At 34.3% G+C, this 19,665-nt stretch carries 17 protein-coding genes and 1 pseudogene; 7 read left to right on the plus strand and 11 right to left on the minus strand.

Going from position 1 to position 19,665, the window contains the following annotated elements; translation table 11 throughout:
• The first annotated feature begins 75 nt into the window (after positions 1–75).
• Positions 76–843, plus strand: a complete 768-nt coding sequence (locus tag TAGGR_RS08095) for a GGDEF domain-containing protein (RefSeq protein WP_059176857.1) — start codon at positions 76–78, stop codon at positions 841–843.
• On the opposite strand, the gene recG is transcribed toward TAGGR_RS08095, so the two are convergent.
• From recG to TAGGR_RS08125, 6 genes are all read right to left on the minus strand, one after another.
• Entirely contained in the window at positions 830–2,893 is a 2,064-nt protein-coding gene (gene recG / locus TAGGR_RS08100) for an ATP-dependent DNA helicase RecG (protein WP_059176858.1), read from the minus strand. The genes TAGGR_RS08095 and recG overlap by 14 nt on opposite strands.
• Positions 2,893–3,957, minus strand: a complete 1,065-nt coding sequence (gene nusA / locus TAGGR_RS08105; protein WP_059176859.1) for a transcription termination factor NusA — start codon at positions 3,955–3,957, stop codon at positions 2,893–2,895. Before nusA ends, recG begins: the two co-directional genes overlap by 1 nt.
• A 5-nt stretch (positions 3,958–3,962) precedes the next feature.
• On the minus strand, positions 3,963–4,457 hold the full coding sequence (rimP, locus tag TAGGR_RS11040) for a ribosome maturation factor RimP (protein ID WP_059176860.1): 495 nt from the start codon (positions 4,455–4,457) through the stop codon (positions 3,963–3,965).
• A gap of 128 nt (positions 4,458–4,585) precedes the next feature.
• Positions 4,586–4,816 carry a hypothetical protein gene (locus TAGGR_RS08115; protein ID WP_059176861.1) on the minus strand — a complete coding sequence of 77 codons (231 nt, stop codon included), beginning with the start codon at positions 4,814–4,816 and terminating at the stop codon, positions 4,586–4,588.
• Between the two features lie 111 nt (positions 4,817–4,927).
• Positions 4,928–5,299 (minus strand): PA2779 family protein, encoded by a 372-nt coding sequence (locus TAGGR_RS08120; protein WP_059176862.1) that lies wholly within the window; start codon positions 5,297–5,299, stop codon positions 4,928–4,930.
• A gap of 89 nt (positions 5,300–5,388) precedes the next feature.
• Positions 5,389–5,838: a tetratricopeptide repeat protein gene (locus TAGGR_RS08125; RefSeq protein WP_059176863.1), complete on the minus strand. Its 450-nt coding sequence runs from the start codon at positions 5,836–5,838 to the stop codon at positions 5,389–5,391.
• A 37-nt stretch (positions 5,839–5,875) separates the two neighbouring features.
• Here TAGGR_RS08125 and TAGGR_RS08130 point away from each other — a divergent pair, with 37 nt between their 5' ends.
• Complete coding sequence (locus TAGGR_RS08130) at positions 5,876–7,738, plus strand: primosomal protein N' family DNA-binding protein (RefSeq protein ID WP_059176864.1); 1,863 nt, start codon at positions 5,876–5,878, stop codon at positions 7,736–7,738.
• Here TAGGR_RS08130 and TAGGR_RS08135 read toward each other — a convergent pair.
• From TAGGR_RS08135 to mutS, 3 genes are read right to left on the minus strand one after another with little or no spacing between them, the layout of a single operon-like run.
• Entirely contained in the window at positions 7,727–8,677 is a 951-nt protein-coding gene (locus TAGGR_RS08135; RefSeq protein ID WP_059176865.1) for a bifunctional riboflavin kinase/FAD synthetase, read from the minus strand. The genes TAGGR_RS08130 and TAGGR_RS08135 overlap by 12 nt on opposite strands.
• Entirely contained in the window at positions 8,664–9,275 is a 612-nt protein-coding gene (gene coaE, locus TAGGR_RS08140) for a dephospho-CoA kinase (protein WP_059176866.1), read from the minus strand. The genes TAGGR_RS08135 and coaE overlap by 14 nt, the downstream gene beginning before the upstream one ends.
• Positions 9,268–11,859 carry a DNA mismatch repair protein MutS gene (gene mutS / locus TAGGR_RS08145; protein ID WP_201783835.1) on the minus strand — a complete coding sequence of 864 codons (2,592 nt, stop codon included), beginning with the start codon at positions 11,857–11,859 and terminating at the stop codon, positions 9,268–9,270. The genes coaE and mutS overlap by 8 nt, the downstream gene beginning before the upstream one ends.
• Before the next feature lie 55 nt (positions 11,860–11,914).
• Here mutS and TAGGR_RS08150 point away from each other — a divergent pair, with 55 nt between their 5' ends.
• The 4 genes from TAGGR_RS08150 (at position 11,915) to TAGGR_RS08165 (ending at position 16,420) form a co-directional block, all read left to right on the plus strand.
• Positions 11,915–13,207 (plus strand): sigma-54 dependent transcriptional regulator, encoded by a 1,293-nt coding sequence (locus TAGGR_RS08150; RefSeq protein ID WP_059176868.1) that lies wholly within the window; start codon positions 11,915–11,917, stop codon positions 13,205–13,207.
• A gap of 364 nt (positions 13,208–13,571) precedes the next feature.
• On the plus strand, positions 13,572–14,840 hold the full coding sequence (locus TAGGR_RS08155) for a sulfite exporter TauE/SafE family protein (protein ID WP_059176869.1): 1,269 nt from the start codon (positions 13,572–13,574) through the stop codon (positions 14,838–14,840).
• Position 14,841: 1 nt separating this feature from the next.
• Positions 14,842–15,588 (plus strand): hypothetical protein, encoded by a 747-nt coding sequence (locus tag TAGGR_RS08160; RefSeq protein WP_059176870.1) that lies wholly within the window; start codon positions 14,842–14,844, stop codon positions 15,586–15,588.
• A 1-nt stretch (position 15,589) separates the two neighbouring features.
• Complete coding sequence (locus TAGGR_RS08165; protein ID WP_059176871.1) at positions 15,590–16,420, plus strand: universal stress protein; 831 nt, start codon at positions 15,590–15,592, stop codon at positions 16,418–16,420.
• Between the two features lie 298 nt (positions 16,421–16,718).
• On the opposite strand, the pseudogene TAGGR_RS08170 reads toward TAGGR_RS08165, so the two are convergent.
• Together TAGGR_RS08170 and TAGGR_RS08175 are read right to left on the minus strand one after the other, a co-directional pair.
• Positions 16,719–17,258 (minus strand): annotated as a pseudogene (locus tag TAGGR_RS08170) (IS1634 family transposase); the annotation flags it as partial.
• Between the two features lie 235 nt (positions 17,259–17,493).
• Positions 17,494–18,132 (minus strand): hypothetical protein, encoded by a 639-nt coding sequence (locus TAGGR_RS08175; protein WP_059176873.1) that lies wholly within the window; start codon positions 18,130–18,132, stop codon positions 17,494–17,496.
• Positions 18,133–18,440: 308 nt separating this feature from the next.
• Here TAGGR_RS08175 and TAGGR_RS08185 point away from each other — a divergent pair, with 308 nt between their 5' ends.
• Entirely contained in the window at positions 18,441–19,661 is a 1,221-nt protein-coding gene (locus tag TAGGR_RS08185) for an ATP-binding protein (RefSeq protein WP_059176875.1), read from the plus strand.
• Positions 19,662–19,665 lie beyond the last annotated feature (4 nt).

Raw genomic sequence — 19,665 nt, forward strand, 5'->3', positions numbered from 1 at the left:
AATGCTTGATTTAGAATAATTTTTACTGTGGCATGGATTTTGTTACTTATATCATAAAAAATTCAGGAGGGCAGGATGAATCCAAAAATACTGGTGTTGAACATAACAAAAGACATAAATAAACTTTTTCTTATAAATTTTGCTGCTTTGATGATGTTTTTAACTGTTGTTTTTGTAATAGGAGTTTATGACAAAAAAGAATTTGTACTGCTTACTTCTTCAGCAGCAATAGGCTCATTAACATTGAATCTATTGGTTGCTAAGATAGTTAGAAGAAAGATGGAAAAGATTATACATAATTCCTTTGAAAAAATTGAAAATCAGCTCTATTTTGATGAGTTGACATCAGTTTACAACAGAGCCACAGGAATGAACAGATTAATGGAAGAAATGGCAAGAGCAAGAAGGCATCTCAAACCACTGTCAGTAGCAATGGTTGACATAGATAATTTTAAATCCATAAATGATAATTACGGACATCTTGCAGGAGATAGGGTTTTAAATTATGTTGCTTTACAGATTAAGAGTTTATTGAGAATAGATGATGTTGTTTCAAGATACGGAGGAGAAGAGTTTTTAATAATACTTCCAGAAACAGATGAGATAAAAGCATTCATGGCACTTGAAAGGGTAAGAGAAAATATAGCTAAAAGACCAGTCAAAATAGGGAATGAAAAACTTTTTATAACAGTAAGCATTGGTATAGCAGAGATTGAAAACAACGATACTTTACAGGAGGCTATAAATAGAGCTGATATGGCACTTCTTCAGGCAAAAAGAACAGGTAAAAATAAGATTGAGATTGCTTCAAAATATATTAATGAAGGAATTAAGCTGTCATAAATATTTCGGTTCTGTCTTTCCAGAATTCTTCCAGCAGTATTCTTATTTTTGGATGTGAATTTAGGGCGCTGTTTTCTTTTAAAAGAGATTCTGCTTCTTTTCTTGCTATCTCAAGAAGACTTTGATCTCTTATTAAATCAGCAACCTTTAAATCAGGCATTCCTGATTGTTTAACTCCGAAGAGTTCTCCAGGTCCTCTTATTTTCATGTCTTCTTCTGCTATTCTGAATCCATCTGAGTAGTTCACAATTGCTTTAAGCCTCAGCTTTGCCTCCTCTGTTAATTTATAAGGCAGAAGAATACATTTTGATGGTCTGTCTCCTCTTCCCACTCTTCCTCTTAGTTGATGCAGTTGAGCAAGTCCAAATCTCTCTGCATGGGTTATTATCATTAATGTGGCATTTGGAACATCCACGCCAACTTCAATAACTGTTGTGGCAACAAGAATATTAATCCTGCCATTTCTAAATTCTTTCATTATATCTTCTCTCTGTCTTGATGGCATTTTACCATGAAGAAGTCCAACTCTGTATTGAGGAAAAAGCTTTTGTAAACCTTCATATCCCTGAGTTGCTGATTTTAGATCCATTGCTTCAGATTCTTCAATTAAAGGATAAACTACATAAACCTGTCCTCCTGATTTAATCTCTTCTTCTATCATTTTGTAAATGATTTTTTTATTCTGGGGTTCAATAACCTTTGTTAAAATCGGCTTTCTCCCTTTTGGAAGTTCATCAAGCACAGAGTAATCAAGGTCTCCGTAAACAGTAAGTGCCATTGTTCTTGGAATAGGAGTTGCTGTCATAACAAGAGTATCAGGATTCAGACCCTTCTTTTTTAGCATTGCTCTTTGAATTACTCCAAATCTATGTTGTTCGTCTATGACAACAAATCCTAAGTTTTTAAAATGGACATCTTCTTGAATTAAGGCGTGAGTTCCTACTACAAGATTTGCATCGCCTGAAGCTATGAGATTTGCATGTTTATTATGGGTGGAAGTATAGATTAGAACATTAACAGGTAATCCTTTTAGCATTGAATAGATATTTAAATAATGTTGTTCTGCAAGTATTTCTGTGGGTGCCATAAGAGCTGCCTGATATCCACACTCTATAGCCGCAAGCATTGCTGCCAAAGCCACTACAGTTTTACCTGATCCAACATCTCCTTGAAGTAATCTATTCATCGGTGTAGGTTTTTTCATGTCCTGTAGAATCTCTGTTATTACTCTTTGCTGAGCATTGGTTAGTTTGAAAGGAAGATTTTCAAGAAATTTTCTTAAGAGTTTTCCCTCTGGATTGAAAGATATGCCCTTTTCAATGAGTCTGCTTTGTTTCATCATAAGAATTCCAAGTTGAAGCAAAAAAAGTTCGTCAAAAATTATTCTTTTATGGAACAGGGAATTTTTCTCATTTAGACTTTTTACATCACTGTCTTTTGGTGGAAAATGGATAGATTTTAAAGATTCATTTAAATATGGTAAGTTGAGTTTTTTCAATATTTTTTCAGGTAAATACTCTTCTATAAAGGGAATAGCAAACTCAACTGCAACTTTCATTATTGACTGTATTTGCCTCTGAGATAGACCCTGAGTTACTCTATATACTGGAACAATCTCATGATTTTGATGGTTTGAGTTTTCTACAATTTCATACTCTGGATTGACAATTTCTATGTAATTTCCACTCCAGTCAATTTGAGCCTTACCAAAAATTTTTATTTTTTGTTTTGTCTTAAGAATTTTTTTTAAGTAAAGCTGATTGAACCATTTTGCCATAAGATAGCCTGTTGCATCTGAGATAATTGCTTCAATAATTGATAGGTTTGTTTTTGTTTTTATTTCATTAATCTGAACTATATGCCCTTCTACAGTAACAATTTCTCCGGGTTTGATATCAAAAATATTTTTTTTATTTCTTCTATCTTCATACTGAGATGGCAGGTAGTATAAAGCATCCTTAACTGTTTGAATCCCTAATTTTTTTAAAAGATTGGCTTTTTTAGGACCTACTCCCTTTAGATACTGAATGGGAAGATTTAATCCATTCATTAACTCTGTGCATTTTCTTTGAGTTTCATTTGAGCATACTCTGATTCACTCAAAACATCAATATTCCAGCCTGTCAGTCTTGAAGCAAGTCTTACATTTTGTCCTTTTTTACCAATTGCTAAAGAGAGTTGATCATTTTCAACAACAACAACTGCTGTCTTATCTTTTTCATTTATACCAACCTTTAGCACAGTGGCAGGAGTAAGAGCTTTTGCAATAAAAAAGCTGATATCTTCGCTGTAAGGAATTATGTCAATTCTTTCACCTTTTAGTTCTCTCACAACAGCCTGAACTCTTGTTCCTTTCATACCAACGCAGGCTCCTACTGGATCTACCGATGGATCCTTTGATTCAACAGCTATCTTAGTTCTCTCACCAGGATCCCTTGCTATGCTCTTTATCTTTACTATTCCATCTTGAATTTCTGGTACTTCAAGAGTAAATAATCCAACTACAAAATTGGGATGAGTTCTTGAAAGCTTTATTATAGGTTCTTTTGATGTTTGTCTAACTTCAAATATGTATGCTTTTACAATATCTCCTCTTTTCAGATTATCCTGTGGTAATACTTCTTTCTCCGGTAAAATAGCTTCTGCCTTTCCTACAAGGATATAAAAGTTTCCTTTTTCTTTTCTTAGCACTGTTCCGCTTACTATATTACCAACTTTATCTTTAAATTCTTCAAAAATCTGAGATCTTTCAATATCTCTTATCTTTTGAAAAAGCACATGTTTTGCCGTTTGAACAGCTATCCTTCCAAAATCCTGTATGGACAAGGGAACTTCAACTGTATCTCCGATACCTTTGTCCACATATTTTTGCTTTACCTCTTCTATAGATATTTCAGCAGACGGATCTTTTACTTCTTCTACAACTTTCTTAATTTCAAAAATATTAATATCAAAAGTCTGAGGTTCAATCTTAATTCTTATTGAGGATTTATTGCCATATTTTTTCCTGATGGCTGAAATAAGAGCAGTTTCAAGAAGTTCAATAACATCATCCTTAGTGATTCCCTTTTCTCTCATTATCTGTTCTGCTAAAAATTTAAGCTCTTTTCCCATAGCCTTTATCCTATATGCACCTGTGCTTTTAAAATTTTATTAAAAGGTATGAATAGGAGTTCTGATTTTTCTTCTTTTTTTGACCCTTTCTTTTTTGCCTCCTTAATCTCTATTCTTACCCAATCATCGCCTGCATCAATAACTTTTCCTATAAAGAAAGTGCGATCAGCAATTTTGTCCTTTGTAGTGATTTTTACATTTCTTCCTATATTTCTTAAAAAGTCCTTTTTTTCCTTAAGAGGTCTATCAATTCCTGGAGAAGAAACTTCAAGAACATAAGAGCCTTTTATAGGATCTTCAACATCAAGAATCGCTTCCAATGCTCTTGAGAAATTTTCGCAATCTTTAATAGTCACTCCTCCTTCTTTGTCAATAAAGAGCCTTAAAATTAATCCTCTGCCACCAGGATGTATTTCTACCTCAAGAAGTTCACAACCTTCTTGTTCACTAACTTCCTGTGCATACTCTGTTATTTTTTCTTTGAGTTCTTTTATATTCATTGATTTCCTCAACTCAATCAAAATAAAAGAGTGGGGAAACCCACTCTTTTGAAAAGTTTAACATTTTTAAGGCTTTTAAAGCAACACCAGGAAATAATCCCGGTGTTGCTTGTGAAAAACTATTAAGCTTATTTTTTCTCAGCTGGCTTTTCAGGAGCTTTTGGAGCTTCAGGAGCCTTTGGAGCCTCAGGAGCCTTTGGAGCCTCAGCTGGTTTTTCAGGTGCTGGTGCAGGTGCTGGTGCAGGTGCAGGTGCTGGTGCTTCAGGTTTCTTTGGTTCCTCAGCCTTTTTGCATCCTAAAGCAAAGCTAAAGGATACCATGAGAATTAATGAAAGTACTAATGCTAATACTTTTTTCATCTTATTTAGTCACCTCCTTTCCTATTAGAATTTTGAGCTAAAAACTGAAATCCCTTTGACTTTATTTTTTTACCATTGGTTCTCTCTTTTTGTCAACCCCTTTGTAATTTTTTATTTAACAACTACTCTGTGACCTGTAAGGTTTATTATTAGTACTACAAGTGCTATGATTACAAGAGCTAAAATTATTGCTGCACCTGCATCTCCAGCAATTTTCATCTCATCAATTTTCAGTGCAAGCTTGTGCAGTGTTTGCTCATCAAGAGTTGAGAGTTTATCCATAATTTCCTTGTCAGAGTAACCAAAATCTTTGAGTCTCTGAGAAACAATTTTCATCTCAAGAAATTTCTGAACTTTTTCGAGATCGTTGCTGGTGGTATTAAGAGTCATTTCTGAAGGAATAACTTCAGCGCCTAATGATTGAACTGTTCCAATTACTAAGATGGCAACGATCAAGTAAATACTAAGAAGTTTTTTTACCATAAACACACCTCCCTAAGATATTTAATTCAAAAGCAACATATTAAATAATTCATTCTACAATGACTTCAATCGGAGTTGTAGCCATTTTATTACTCCTGTTTTTTTATTTTAATTTTTTCAAATGTATCCAGATAAATTTTAACTTTATCTGGATTGTTTTTTTCAAGCTCTAAGGCTTTTTTAACTAATTCTTCAGCCTCTTCCAGTCTTTCTCCTTTTATATAATAAAGCCATGCTAAATTATTATAAGCATCAGAGAGCTTATCGTTTTTATGTATAGCCTTTTTATAACATTCCTCTGCCATATCATACTTTTTTTGATTAAAGTATAAATTCCCTAAAAATAAATATCCCCTTGCATCGGATTTTGAAGCTTCTTCATAGTGTTTTTTTGCATCATCAATAAGACCTTTTTTTTCATAGCTTAGTCCCAATTGAAGATGTTCCTCTGCAGTTAAAGGATCATTTAAAACAACAATTTGTGGCATGCTACAGCCTGTTATTATAAGAAAGCTTGCAATTAACAGTCTTAGAAACATTATGTAAATTATACCACAAAATGGTTATAATTACTTCATGCCTTATTTTGATGTATCAATTCCTCTCAAACTTAAAACTCTCACATATTGCTATGACGAAGATATAGATCTCAAAGGATATGCTGTTAAGGTGCCTCTTAAAAATAAAGTTGTTGAAGGTATTGTTATAAACAAAACTGAAAAGCCTGAAAATCTGGTGCAAATAAGAGAAATTCAGCAAATAATTGGTAAAGCCTATGAAGAAAAATTTATAGATTTTCTTAAGTGGATGAGTTTCCATTACGTCTCTGAGATTGGCTCAGTATTAAGAGCCACTTTTTTTGAGGAAATAATGAAAATACTCAAGGAAATAAAAATTAAAAAATCATCAAGGAAAATTAAGGAGTCTATCCCATTTCAACTGAAGGATTACTCTCTGAATAATGAAACTCTTTCAAAAATAATTGAGATTGCAACTAAAGGAATTTTCAAAACATTTCTTGTTCATTGTCCTAATTTTCTTTATGAGATGAAATTAATGGTTGAAACTGTCAAAGGAGTTTCATCTTTAGATGGAGCAGTTCTTTTAATAGTACCTGAAAAAAGAGATGCTCAAAGACTTTATAGCAGTATAAAAGAACTTGACTCCAGAGTTGTGCTTCTTCATAGTGAGATGCCTCGTTCGGAGATTTTGTATTCTATAAAGGAAATAATTGAAAACAGAGTAAAAATTATTGTGGGAACAAGATTTGCTGTGTTTGCCCCTGTAAAAAAACTCTCATTAATCATGGTATCACAGGAATCTCAATGGGTCTATAAAGAAGAACAATCACCAAGATATCATGCTCGAGACTGTGCTGTAATGAGAGGTTTTATTGAAGGATGTCCGGTTATACTCACTGATTTTATGCCATCAACAACTTCTTATTTTAATACGCTCATAGGTAAATATGAATTTATAGATGACTTCAATAGATTGAAACATCCTGAAATAAAAATTTTAAGACAGCCCTATCAATATATTTTTCATCCAGAAACACTACTATATTTAAAGCTTTATCACAAGGAAGGTATTCTTATTAGTTGTCCGAGAAGTGGGTATAGTCTTCTCAGATGTGGTGATTGTGGAGAAGTTATTAAGTGTGAGAAATGCGGTATAAGCATGACTTTCCAAAAATCTACAAAAAAAATGGAATGTTTTAGGTGCGGTTTTAGTATGACAGTTCCTGAACTATGCCCAAATTGTTCTGGAGTAAGTGTTTATCCAGTTGGAGTTGGTATTGAAAGAGTTAAAGAGGAACTTAAGAATATCTTTTCAGATAAACAGACAGAGATTAAAGATATAGAAATTGAAACTGAGGAATTTCAGGGAATCTGGGTAGGTAAACCAGAAAGGGCAAAGAAAGGGATTTTATCAGTATTTAAAGGAGTTGTTGTTGTTGACTTTGATTTTTTCTTTTTTATCCCAGATTACAGAATTCTTGAAAAGGCTTTTGCAAAAGTTTTATTGCTAAGCCAGATGATAAAAGAAAATGGAACTATGTTCATACAGACAAGAAATCCTGGCAATGAATTTTTTAAATTTATTCGCTCATACAACTTTAGAGATTTTTACCTTTATGAGTTAAAACACAGACAGGAAACAGGTTTTCCTCCATTTACAAGACTAATTAAGTTAGCAGTAAAACTCAAAAAAACAGCTTCCGTTGTTTCAATAGATAAAATTAAGAATTTTTTAAAATCAAAAGTAAGCGGTGAACTTCTTGGACCTTTAAAAAATGAAGATGAATTTGTTTTTATTCTTAGATCAAGAGATAAAAAAAAGCTTATTGATGAGCTTAATAAGGCTGTTATAGAACTAAATACCTTTAAGGGTATTTCCTTTAAAGTTGAAGTAGATCCTGTAAATTTAAAAATCTAAAAATAGCTTTGTCCTGTCTTTTTTAAAAATCCTCTTTGCCTCTTCAATGTCTTTAGCAATGTTTCCTTTAAGTTCTTCCGGTGAATTAAATTTCTTTTCATCGCGAATTCTATCAATGAAGTGTATTCTTAAGGTTTTACCAAGCAGATTTTCTCTAAAATTAAGAATATGAACTTCATAGCTCATATCTATATCACCAAAAGTTGGATTTTTACCAATATTTGCAACTCCTCTGTAAGTTTTTAGATCAGGGGTTGTAACTTTAACTGCATATACTCCTATTTTTGGTACAATTTCCTGTTTAGGAACAAAGTTTGCTGTGGGATATCCGAGAATTGATGAGCCTCTTCCCATACCTTTTATAACTTCACCATCTATGTGATAGGCTCTTCCGAGAAATTGGTTTGCTTCTTTAATATTACCTTCAAAAAGAGCATTTCGTACAGCAGTGCTACTTAATATTTTTCCTTTTTTCCTATAAGCTTTAAGCACAGTAACCCTAAATCCATATTTTTCACTCAATTTTTTCAGTAACTCTTTGTCTCCTTTTCGTGCCTTTCCAAATCTGTAATCATAACCAACAACAATCCATTTTACATGGAATTTTTCAACAAGAATGTTTTTTATAAAGTCTTCTGCCTCTATCTGAGCAAATTCAAGGGTGAAAGGTATGCAAATCGTAATGTCTATGCCACATTTTTCAATCAGTTTGATTTTGTCTTCATTGGTTGTAATAAGTTTTAAAGGGTGCTCTTTGTATAGCACTTTAATTGGATGGGGGTTAAAAGTTATAACAACTGAGGTTCCCTTAATTTCTTTTGCTTTTCTTTTTACAAAATCAAAGATTTTCTGATGTCCCATATGGACTCCATCAAAATTTCCTATTGTTATAACAGGATTTGGATAATCAATTTTTTCAATATTTCTAATTACCTGCATATCTGCGCTCCAGTAAAGTTAATTTTTGAAATATTTCTTCAACCTGTGCTTTTGTTTTTTCTATACTTTCTGAGTTATCTATTACATAATCTGACTTTGATTTTTTCATCTCAATGGGAAACTGTGCTTTAAGTCTTTTAATTGCTTCGTCCCTGGGAATTCCTTTTTTCTGAAGTCGCTCTATTGCTATCTCTTCAGTAGTATATACAGTTATAATTATATCAAATCTATTTTGATAGCCTCTCTCAAAAATAACAGGTGCTTCAATAATCACTATTTTTGGCTCTCCTCGAGTAGGAATATTTTTTATTATTTCATCAATTTTTTCAAACACTTTTGGATGAAGAATATTTTCAAGATATATCCTCATAAGTGGATTTTCAAAGACTATCTGAGATATGTATTTTTTGTTAATTTTACCTTCTAAAAAAGCTTCCTCTCCAAAAAGTTTTTTAATCTCATTCATTACTGAATTATCATTTAGTAATTCCTCGACGATTTTGTCAGTATTAATTACATAGGCACCAAGACTACGGAAGAGTTCAGCTACTGTAGTTTTACCCATTCCAAAGTTTCCTGTAAGTCCGACTTTAATCATTTCTGATCATCTCCTTGAGTTCTTTAAGTTTTTTTAATGCCTTCTGCGGTGTAATATTTTCTACATCTATTTTTGCCAATTCAGCAAGAACTGGATCCCCTTGAAAAAATAAATCAAGCTGTTTGGCTTTTGATTGAAAGGTCTGAAATTCTTTTTTTTCAAGCTTTTTTAATATCTCCTTTGCTCTTAAAATAATCTGCTGTGGAAGTCCTGCAAGTCGGGCAACCTGAATTCCATAGCTTTTATCAGCTCCTCCCTTTTGTATTTTTCTTAAAAATATTATTTCATCTCCCCATTCTTTAACTACTACTGTGTAATTTTTTATGCAGTCATAACTGAAGGCAAGGTCTGTTAGTTCGTGATAATGAGTAGCGAAAAGTGTTCTTGCCATGATCTTTTCCGCGATGTACTCAACAACTGCCCATGCAATGCTTATTCCATCAAAAGTACTTGTTCCTCTTCCAACTTCATCAAGGATTATAAAACTTTTTTCTGTGGCGTTATTTAAAATATTGGCTACTTCTATCATTTCAACCATAAATGTGCTCTGTCCTTTTCCAAGATAGTCAGATGCTCCAATACGAGTAAAAATTCTGTCAACGATCCCGATTTTTGCCTCTTTAGCAGGAACAAATGAGCCAATTTGTGCCATAAGTATAATCAGGGCATTTTGTCTCATGTATGTTGATTTACCAGCCATATTTGGTCCTGTAAGAATGATAATTCTCTGATCCTTTGAGCCAATGGATAAGTCATTAGGAATAAATCTCTGCTCAGGTAATTTCCCGAGCTGAATGAGCCTTTCAATCACAGGATGTCTTCCCTCAACAATTTCTATCACTTCTTCTTCAGTAATTTCAGGTCTTGTATATTTGTATTTTGATGCAACTTTTGCCAGACAGCAGAGAAAATCAATATATCCAATAGTTTCTGCGCTTTTAAATATCTGCTCTGTATTTTTTGATATTTCTTTAATTAAGCTTCTGAATAATTCTTCCTCAACGATTTTTAATCTTTCCTCTGCACTGAGTATTTTTTGTTCAAGTTCCTTAAGCTCTTTTGTTTCAAATCTCTCGGCATTTGCAAGGGTTTGTTTTCTAATGTAGTGAGAGGGAACAAGCTTTAAATTGGGCTTTGTAATCTCAATATAGTAACCAAAAACCCTATTATAGCCAATCTTAAGGGAATTTATCCCTGTCTTAATTCTTTCTTCAGTTTCCATCTTTAGAATATAGTCTTTACTTTGATTTTTTAAAGTTCTCAGCTCGTCTACTATTGAATTGTAACCATCTCGGAAAATTCCTCCTTCGTTTATTGTGTTTGGAGGATTGTCTGCAAGGGCATTATCTATCAGTGATACTACCTCATTGAGTTCATAAAGACTGTTTAACAAATTTTGAATAACTGGAGAGTTATTAAGTTGTAATGTCTTTTTAAGTTCTGGAATTCTTTGTAAAGCCTCTTTCAATGCCTTAAGTTCTCTAGGAGAGATGTTTTCTTTTTTAATTTTTAAGCCCAGCCTTTCAATATCTGGAAAGTCATTCAAAACTCTATCAACATTTTCTCTTAAAACAAAGTCTTTAAAGAATACCTCAACGCCGTCCAGTCTTTCTTCTATTTCAGCTTTATTTAAAAGAGGACATGATAAGGCATTTCTTAGGAAACGAGTTCCCATTGGAGTGTTTGTTTCATCTAAAACCCACAAAAGTGAGCCTTCCTTCTGTCCATCCAGAGATGATAAAATTTCAAGATTTTTTTTAGTTGTTCCATCAAGAAGCATAAAATCTGAAAGATTCAGAACTTTCAGTTGTTTGAATTGAGTTTCCTGTTTATTTTCTTCAAGATATCTGAGGAGAGCTCCTGCTGCCTGTATGGCAGGATGAAAATCCTCCAATCCAAAACTTTTAAGGGAAGACACTTTAAAGTGTTCAATAAGACTTTTATAGGCAAGCATATAGTCAAATTTCCAATCATCAAAAAGGGTAAACATTCTTTGATTGATTAGATTTTCAAATTTTAGTAAGTCCTCAAGAGACTTTGGAACAATAATTTCTTTTGGTTCAAATCTCACAATTTCATCAAAAAGATTTTTCTCAGTTTCATAGACAATGAATTCAGCTGTGGTAATATCTGCTAAAGCAATTCCCATTCTTCCCTGTTCATTTGATGTTTTTTGTGGATATACTGCCATTATGTAAACATTTTCTTTGGTTCCTTCTGGAAGAAAGGTACCCGGTGTTAAAACTTTTACAACTTCTCTTTCAACTATACCTTTTGATGTTTTTGGGTCTCCGATTTGTTCACAGATAGCTATTTTATAGCCTTCACGAAGAAGTTTTTCAATGTATGAATTAGCAGCAAAATATGGAATTCCACACATTGATATAGGATTTTCCTTTGATTTGTCTCTTGATGTAAGTGTTAATCCCAAAATATTTGATGCAATCTTTGCATCATCTCCAAACATTTCATAAAAGTCTCCAAGTCTGAAAAAAACAATAGCATCCTTATACTGTTCTTTTATTCTGAAGTATTGTCTCATAAGTGGAGTGAAGTTTTCCTGAGAGATTTCCATGGAATTCATCTAATTATTATACAGTATTGACAGCCATACATTAAATATTCTATTTTAATTCATCATGGTTTTCTTAAGATCTTTCAGTGTTCTTGTTATTTCTGAAGAAGCAGATAAACTTTATAATATTTTCGATTCAATAGGTATTACCTTAAGAAAATCTACAGGAACAAAAAATGTCAAATCAGCCAATTTCTCTCTCTATGACATTGCTTTCCTTGATATTGATGCAGAAGGATGGGAAAAAAGACTGATGGAACTTAAACAATACATGCCTGTAGTTGCTTTTGGTAAACCAGAGATTAAAAAAGCAGTTGAATCAATGAAGCTTGGTGCAATTGATTTTTTACAGAAACCTTTAAAAAATGAAGCAGTTTTAGAAATTTTTCAGAAATTTCAAGAAAAACCAGAAGTTGAGATACCCGGATTAATCGGAATAAGCAAAATTATGAAAGATGTTTACTGCAATATAAGAAAAGCAGCTCTTACAGATAGTAATGTTCTGATTACAGGTGAGTCTGGCACGGGGAAAGAGCTTGTTGCAAGAGCAATTCACAATTTAAGTGAGAGAAAGGAAAATCCATTTATCGTCATAAACTGCACAGCCATACCGGATAGTCTACTTGAATCCGAACTTTTTGGCTTTGAAAAGGGTGCTTTTACTGGAGCAAATTACACCAAAAAAGGTCTTATTGAATGGGCTAATCAAGGCACTGTTTTTTTTGATGAAATTGGCGATGTTTCACCTCTGTTTCAGACTAAGATATTAAGGGTTATTCAAGAAGGAGAATTTATAAAAATTGGCGGACCTCATTCAATAAAGGTAGATGTAAGATTTATAGCAGCTACAAACAAAGACTTAATCAAGGCATGTAAAGAAGGCTCTTTTAGAGAAGACCTTTTTTACAGACTAAATGTAATTCACTTAGAACTTCCTCCTCTAAGGAGCAGAAAGGAAGACATCCCATTTCTTGTAGAATTCTTTATAAAAAAGCACTCCTCTAAAAGAAAGGATATTCATATTAGAGGGATTACAGAGGAAGCTCTTGATACATTGATGAATTATTCTTTTCCCGGTAATGTTCGTGAGCTTGAAAACATCATAGAAAGAGCTATTGCGTTTACAAATTCTACAGAGATAACAGTTAAAGATCTGCCCACGTACTTATTAAAGACTTCCAATCCTAAAAAAACCTTACATGGCAATTTAAGGGAGGCTGTTGAAAATTTTGAAAAAGAACTCATATGGTCAGCTTTGCAGAAAAGTAGAGGTAATATTTCCAAGGCTGCAGAACTTCTTGGAATCCACCGTCAGCAACTTCAGAGAAAACTGAAACAATTCAAAATTGCTACTTAATTTTTACCTGCAATATTTTGTTGCAATAGACCTCTAATTTTAAGGCTAAGAAATTTTTAAAACTTAACAAAGTGCAATATTTTGTTGCAATAGAGAATTTTTATTAATCTAAAAGCGTTGATATTCATTATTTTCATATCTGGCATATTTATTGCACTTCTAATTGATAATGAAAAAGGTCTGGAAAAAAATGAAGGATTTGCTTGTATCAATTACTTTTTCAAAGCCCAAGGAGTTTGACAGGCTTTGTAAAAAGGAAAAACCAAAAAAGAAGGGAGGTGAAAAAAGAAAGATTTTAAAGTGTTTTGTTTAATGTAATGATTTTTTATTAAAAATCAAAAACTAAAAAGGAGGAGGCTGTGGAATGAGTAAGTTAAGGAAATTATACGAACTTATGATGGCGGGTGCAATATATCAAGCCCGCTGGGAAAAGCAGATGTCTGACAACATCCTGAAGAACAAAAAGAGGCTGTTAATTTTAATCGCTCTGCTATCTCCCATTCTTCTTGTATCTTTTCTTGGTGCAGCAGACTTTTTGGGTGGAAAATCAGCTTATGCTCCATCTCACTACACAACAACAGTTTTCATTGCATCCATTGCAGTTGGACTTGCAGCAGGTCTGATTACTGGATGTATAGGTGCAGGAGGAGGATTTATAATTGCACCAGCACTTATGGCAGCAGGTGTTAAAGGAATTCTTGCAGTTGGAACTGACCAGTTTCACATCTTTGCAAAGGCAATAATGGGAACAGTCATCCACAAGAAACTTGGCAATGTCTGTGTAGGTCTTGCAGTTGCCTTTGTTATTGGCTCAGTGTTGGGTGCTACAACAGGTGGTTACATTCAGAGAAGCATTTATAACTGGGATCCTGTAGCAAGTGAAGCCTTTATAAGTGTCATTTATGCTGTAATACTTGGTTTTCTTGGATTTTATGGATTGAGAGACTACATAAAGCTCAGCAAAGCTCGTAAAAAAGGTGCTCAGACAGGCGGTGATGCTCACGGTGATGCCCATGGTGGACCAATGACAACAACAAAGCTTGCATTAAACATTCAGAAGATTAATATACCTCCAATGATTAGTTTTGACGAAGACTTTGGTGGAAGAAGAATTTCATGGCTGTTTGTTACAATGTGTGGTTTTCTTGTCGGACTTCTTGCAGCAGTCATGGGTGTTGGTGGTGGATTTGTAACATTTCCTCTTTTTGTCTATGTTCTTGGTGTATCAACCCCAACAACTGTAGGAACTGATATACTTCAGATAATATTTACTGCCGGTTACTCATCTATTACTCAGTATGCAATATACGGATATGTTTTCTACACACTTGCTATGGGACTTCTTCTTGGCTCACTTATAGGAATTCAGATCGGTGCTCTTACAACAAAGGTTGTTCCCGGTATGGTAATAAGAGGTTTCTGGGTTTTGACAATTTTAGCTGGCTTTGCAAACAGAGCAAGTGTTGTTCCCGATAAATTAAGAAGCCTTGAAATTTGGTCAATTTCTAAGGAAGTCTGTGACATAATAATTCTCATAGGAAACATTGTATTCTGGGCAGCAGTTGGTGGTTTTGCAATTTGGGTTTTAGGAAGTTTCTTTAAGAATTTAAAGTCTTTTAGAGAGGAGGGATAAGATGGCTGCTGACAAAAAACATTTAGCATGGGGATTGATTTTACTTGGAAGCTTTGTAGGTGTGCTGATACTTATATTCGCACCAATCTATGGACAGGGGATGAACGGACTTGAATACAGTGATGACCTTTTTAACAAGCTTGCAAAAGGCTCAGCTTATCAGATTCCGAAGTTGAAAAAAGATGTAGAAAAATATAAAGGTAAAGTTCTTGATGTGGTGATTGATGCAAAGAAAGAAGGAGACAAACCTGGTGATGCAGAAAAAAGAGCTGAGAGAATAGCTAAGGTATTCACAATAAATGGTGCAAAGGCAGAGGTGCAGGGTTCAAAAGTTCATATTACTGGAGATTTTGGTGCAATTATGGCTTCAGCTATTGAAGATGCTGACCAGATGTATCACAACAATGGAGACTACATTAAGAAAAAATACGATGTTACCGATGATGAAAAGATGAAACAGATGTTCAGACAGTGGCATAATGCTTTAAGTCTTGTTAATAAGAAATTAATACTTGATAAGAAGGCTGAGGATGCCAATTTTGTTAAAACTGTTATAACAAAGGCAATTGAGCCTGCATATAACTTTTATGGAATTCAGGCAGTTAAAATTTCAGAAAAAGCAGGTGTGGCAACAGGTCTTCTTGTTTTCTATGTTATCTATACAATCTGGTACGGCTTTGGAGTTCTTTATCTATTTGAAGGTTTAGGACTTTCCACAAAGAAAGCAAAGGTAAAGAAGGAGGTATAAAATGGCAATTGGAGCATGCCCTTTAACAAAATTAGATAAAATCTTAGTAGCAACCGATGGCTCAGAAGCAGCAAAGTTTGCAGCACAGGCAGCAGTTGACCTTGCAAAACCCTGTAGCAGCACAGTTTATGCAATATGCGTTGCTGAAGTGCCAATTTTTGCAGCAGAGTTTGTGGAAACACTGCCCCAGTTAATAGATACTTTAGAAAAAAGAGCAAATCAGGCTCTTGATGAGGTAAAGACAATTGCTGACAAAGCAGGTGTAAAGTGCGAAACAATAAGCTATACAGGACCAGAACCATACAAGTACATAATTGACGAGGCAATTAAAAATAGTGTTGATTTGATTATCCTTGGCAAAAAAGGTGTAATGCTCGGTGCAGTTGGCAAAAAAGTAATAGGAAATGCACCTTGCAAAGTTCTGGTAGTTCCGGTTGGTGCAACTTTGAATTTTGATAAGATTCTGCTTGCAACCGATGGTTCTGTTTACAGCAATGTAGCTGCACAGGAAGCAATAGGAGCAGCAAAAAGATTTGGTAGTGAGCTAATTGCTGTGTCAGTTGCCAAAAGAGACAGTGATGTTGTTTATGCTGAGGAAGCCGTAAAAGCAGTAAAAGAGGTTGCTGAAAGGGAAGGCCTTAAGATTCAAACGATTGTTGCAAAGGGGGAACCCTTTGAACAGATTGTTGATACGGCAAACAAAAATTCAGTTGGACTTGTAGTGATGGGGACCTATGGTAAAACAGGAATTGAAAAGTTCTTTATGGGAAGTGTCACAGACAGAGTTATTGGAACAATTGCCAGACCTGTAATGGTTGTGAGAAAGAAGTAAGATTATGTAGAAATTTTGAGAGATTCTTCGCCTGTGACAGACAGGCGAAGAATCTTACTTTTAAAAGGAATTTTACTATTCTTTTATTACATTATATCTTCAAAAAAATTTTTTTAGCCTCTTTTTACTGAAGTTTCAGGAAATGTGGTTTTACTTCTTCTTTTTTTCTATAATATAATCACTACTTGACTTTGTCAGTTAAATTTTGAAAATTATTGAAAATAAAAGATTTTTACAATATTAAAGAAAATTTTTACCACTACAACTGCCTCTAAAGCTTTGACTGTCAATGGTTTACTTAAGCTTGTTCTTCTTCTGAAATTATATTGGAGGGTGCTTTCATCCCTATTGCTTTAAGGATTTTTCTACCTTCTGGGGTAAGTTTGGTCTTTATATACACTTTTCTACCATCTACTTCAATCTCTACATAATTCATCCTATTTATGGCTTCTCTGATTTTGTCTTGAGAGATGCTCTCTCCAGCTCTCTTTATCTCTATCTCAAGGGCTCGCTCAAGTAAAAAGGCTATGAAACACATCACAAAGTGCCCCCTTATTCTTCTCTCTGTCCAGTGAAATATTGGTCTAACTTCAAGATTGCTCTTCATACACCTGAAACTTTCCTCTATTCTCCATAGCTCATGATAACTGTTAAGTACTTCTGTGGCTGTGAATCCTTCTTCAGAGGTCTGTATCCCAAAATATCCATCAAAGGCTTCATCCTGTTTTGTAGTTTCCTGGTCTATCTGATACTCCACGGTACTCAGTGGCTTTATGTATTTCCTGCCACCTCTCTTGATAGAGGCTGTGATTAATGAGGGCTTGCTTAAAAGTTCTTCCTGAAAATTCTCACTGAAAATTGCCCCACTTTTCTCATGAAAATTAACCCACCCTTCTATTAAAATAACCCCTAAAACAGGGGGAAAGGAAAGGGTGATAAGCATGGAAGATTGGGTAAAAATAAGGAATCTTAAGAAGAAAAATCCAGAGCTTGGCACAAGAGCAATTGCTAAGCTTGTTGGGGTATCAAGAAACACTGTAAAGAAAGCTCTTAAAGCTGATTTTTATCCTCTTCTAATGTGCCATATCCCAGGCCAGGATATCATAGTAAATTGCAGGGACACCTGCTTCTTTAGCTACATCCGCTATGTATCTCTGAAGTAGTAGATATTCCTCTGGTTTTTTAATAAAATTCATTGTTGCATTAGATGGTATCTTGGGATTAGTAATAAGCCTTCTCAATCCAACTATAGAGTAGTGATCAAGGGGAACATGGAGTAAACGAATCAATCTTTGTTTAAAATCCTCATCAAGATTTAAAAGACAAGGCAGTTTCTTAAGTACAAGATTGCACAGCTTTGAGGCAATCCCAAAACCCAGTTCTGAGCTCATTATCTTAAGCCATTCTAAACGTAGATTATCAGTCGACTCAAGAACAAATATCTCATATTCATCTTCTGTATTGATTGTTTGGAGTCTTTCCATAGCCCCTGTTATCCACTTTGTGCCCCATTCTCTGAATACAACGGAAGGCTTCTTCGGGAGCTTTCGAAAAGCACGAAAGGTATTTCCCGAAACCCCTTCTCTTACAACACTTTCGATATTTGGAATTCTCTTAGAAAAGAAATCATTAGCCCTTATCCGAGTTTTTTCTGAACGAAGATATTCTATCAATTCATCTCTGCTGTTAAATTCATAAGGAGCCTTTGCCATAGTATTCCCCCTTTATTAAGTTGTATTAGTCAAAACTTGGTCTTCCGATATTTTGGCTTTCACATCTTTTTTCTTGAAGTATAACCCATCTTTTTTTTCTCTTGGCAAGATGAACAGTACCTCGTTCCGTTCTATTATATCGTTCCGTTCTATTATATTTGACTGATATAAATTGTTCATAGTATAATATTTATATAGTGAATAATCTTGGACTTGAAAACGACGGCTTTTCACCTCACCAGATTTAACCTTCCTTAAATCTTTTCAAATTTATAACTTAAATACAAAAAATCAAAAAGGAGTTTTTTATGAGAAAAATAGGTAGATTTCGTCAAAACTTAACACTGCCAATATCTTCTTTTATCAGAATGGTTAATTATGAAATATATCAATCAATAAAGTCATATCTGCTTAAAATCCATATGGGCTTGGTCTCAACTGATAGTTTTGAACTTGTCGATCTTTTCTCATTTACCCAACCAGGTATATTTTCCCTTCCTAACATAATGGGTTTTGATCTTTTTGAGAATGTAATGTCAAGTGAGCCCTCTATTCTTGGTGTAATCAGATTCAGGCGTGAGAGATATTTTATCTCGTGCACTTCATTTGAGGACAGAGTTGGAAAGATTTATTGCCTCGTCATTTCAGGAGAGATAACAGGTGATTTCAGACCCGCTGACCTTGCTGAGACAATACTTAAGGAAGCTGTTTTAAACTCAGGATATTCAGGTAAGATTTTAAGATTAGTCTATGATTCAGCAAACGATAAGTTAACTTTTAAGATAATTCCTCCACCTGACATCACTCTTGAAGACATATATTTGATTGATAAAACTGATCTGGAAGACTTTGTTGACTCTGTCAGGATTGGTGGTAGCTCATTAAGATATCTTTTCATTGGCGAACCTGGAACAGGAAAAACTGATACAATCAGAGCAATTATTTCTGAATGCAAAAAAATAAGAGAGAATCTTACAATTTTTGTAGTTGATGCTGGATGTGGAGTTTCTCTTGAAGTTGTCTTTGAATTTGCCGAGATTTTCAGACCTGTTCTGGTATGTATCGATGACATTGACCTGCTGGTTGGTTCAAGGGATCGCACTCTCAAAAGAGACGAACTTTCAACAGCACTTCAGGCTCTTGATGGGTTCATAACAAAGGACAATATTTTTCTGATTGCCACCACTAACGACAGATACCTTGTTGACTTTGCCTTAAGAAGACCTGGTAGGTTTGATCTTATAATTGAGTTTGGTTGTCTTGAGGCAGAATTTTACAGTACCCTTGTAATGAGAGAATCCAGAGATGATAGACTTGCAGAAGTATTCAAAGATGAAAGAATACTAAAGCGTCTTTCTTCCTTGAAGGTAACAGGAGCATTTCTTGTAACACTGGTTAAGTATTTAAGCAGAGAAAGATTCAGGAATATAAGATACGAGCCAGAGGCAGTGCTTTCAGCTATCAACAGGCTTTATGGCTCTTTTAAATCAGAAATTAAACATGATAAAGTAGGATTTCAGAATAGCTGAAGGA

It is taken from the genome of Thermodesulfovibrio aggregans, from assembly GCF_001514535.1.
In the GTDB taxonomy this organism is placed as follows: Bacteria; Nitrospirota; Thermodesulfovibrionia; order Thermodesulfovibrionales; family Thermodesulfovibrionaceae; genus Thermodesulfovibrio; species Thermodesulfovibrio aggregans.

What these genes read in the sequence shown, in the direction of transcription:
- TAGGR_RS08095 (WP_059176857.1), top strand. Translation starts at nt 76, where the DNA reads ATGAATCCAAAAATACTGGTGTTGAACATAACAAAAGACATAAATAAA.
- recG (WP_059176858.1), bottom strand. Translation starts at nt 2,893, where the DNA reads ATGAATGGATTAAATCTTCCCATTCAGTATCTAAAGGGAGTAGGTCCT.
- nusA (WP_059176859.1), bottom strand. Translation starts at nt 3,957, where the DNA reads ATGGGAAAAGAGCTTAAATTTTTAGCAGAACAGATAATGAGAGAAAAG.
- rimP (WP_059176860.1), bottom strand. Translation starts at nt 4,457, where the DNA reads ATGAATATAAAAGAACTCAAAGAAAAAATAACAGAGTATGCACAGGAA.
- TAGGR_RS08115 (WP_059176861.1), bottom strand. Translation starts at nt 4,816, where the DNA reads ATGAAAAAAGTATTAGCATTAGTACTTTCATTAATTCTCATGGTATCC.
- TAGGR_RS08120 (WP_059176862.1), bottom strand. Translation starts at nt 5,299, where the DNA reads ATGGTAAAAAAACTTCTTAGTATTTACTTGATCGTTGCCATCTTAGTA.
- TAGGR_RS08125 (WP_059176863.1), bottom strand. Translation starts at nt 5,838, where the DNA reads ATGTTTCTAAGACTGTTAATTGCAAGCTTTCTTATAATAACAGGCTGT.
- TAGGR_RS08130 (WP_059176864.1), top strand. Translation starts at nt 5,876, where the DNA reads ATGCCTTATTTTGATGTATCAATTCCTCTCAAACTTAAAACTCTCACA.
- TAGGR_RS08135 (WP_059176865.1), bottom strand. Translation starts at nt 8,677, where the DNA reads ATGCAGGTAATTAGAAATATTGAAAAAATTGATTATCCAAATCCTGTT.
- coaE (WP_059176866.1), bottom strand. Translation starts at nt 9,275, where the DNA reads ATGATTAAAGTCGGACTTACAGGAAACTTTGGAATGGGTAAAACTACA.
- mutS (WP_201783835.1), bottom strand. Translation starts at nt 11,859, where the DNA reads ATGAATTCCATGGAAATCTCTCAGGAAAACTTCACTCCACTTATGAGA.
- TAGGR_RS08150 (WP_059176868.1), top strand. Translation starts at nt 11,915, where the DNA reads ATGGTTTTCTTAAGATCTTTCAGTGTTCTTGTTATTTCTGAAGAAGCA.
- TAGGR_RS08155 (WP_059176869.1), top strand. Translation starts at nt 13,572, where the DNA reads ATGAGTAAGTTAAGGAAATTATACGAACTTATGATGGCGGGTGCAATA.
- TAGGR_RS08160 (WP_059176870.1), top strand. Translation starts at nt 14,842, where the DNA reads ATGGCTGCTGACAAAAAACATTTAGCATGGGGATTGATTTTACTTGGA.
- TAGGR_RS08165 (WP_059176871.1), top strand. Translation starts at nt 15,590, where the DNA reads ATGGCAATTGGAGCATGCCCTTTAACAAAATTAGATAAAATCTTAGTA.
- TAGGR_RS08175 (WP_059176873.1), bottom strand. Translation starts at nt 18,132, where the DNA reads ATGGCAAAGGCTCCTTATGAATTTAACAGCAGAGATGAATTGATAGAA.
- TAGGR_RS08185 (WP_059176875.1), top strand. Translation starts at nt 18,441, where the DNA reads ATGAGAAAAATAGGTAGATTTCGTCAAAACTTAACACTGCCAATATCT.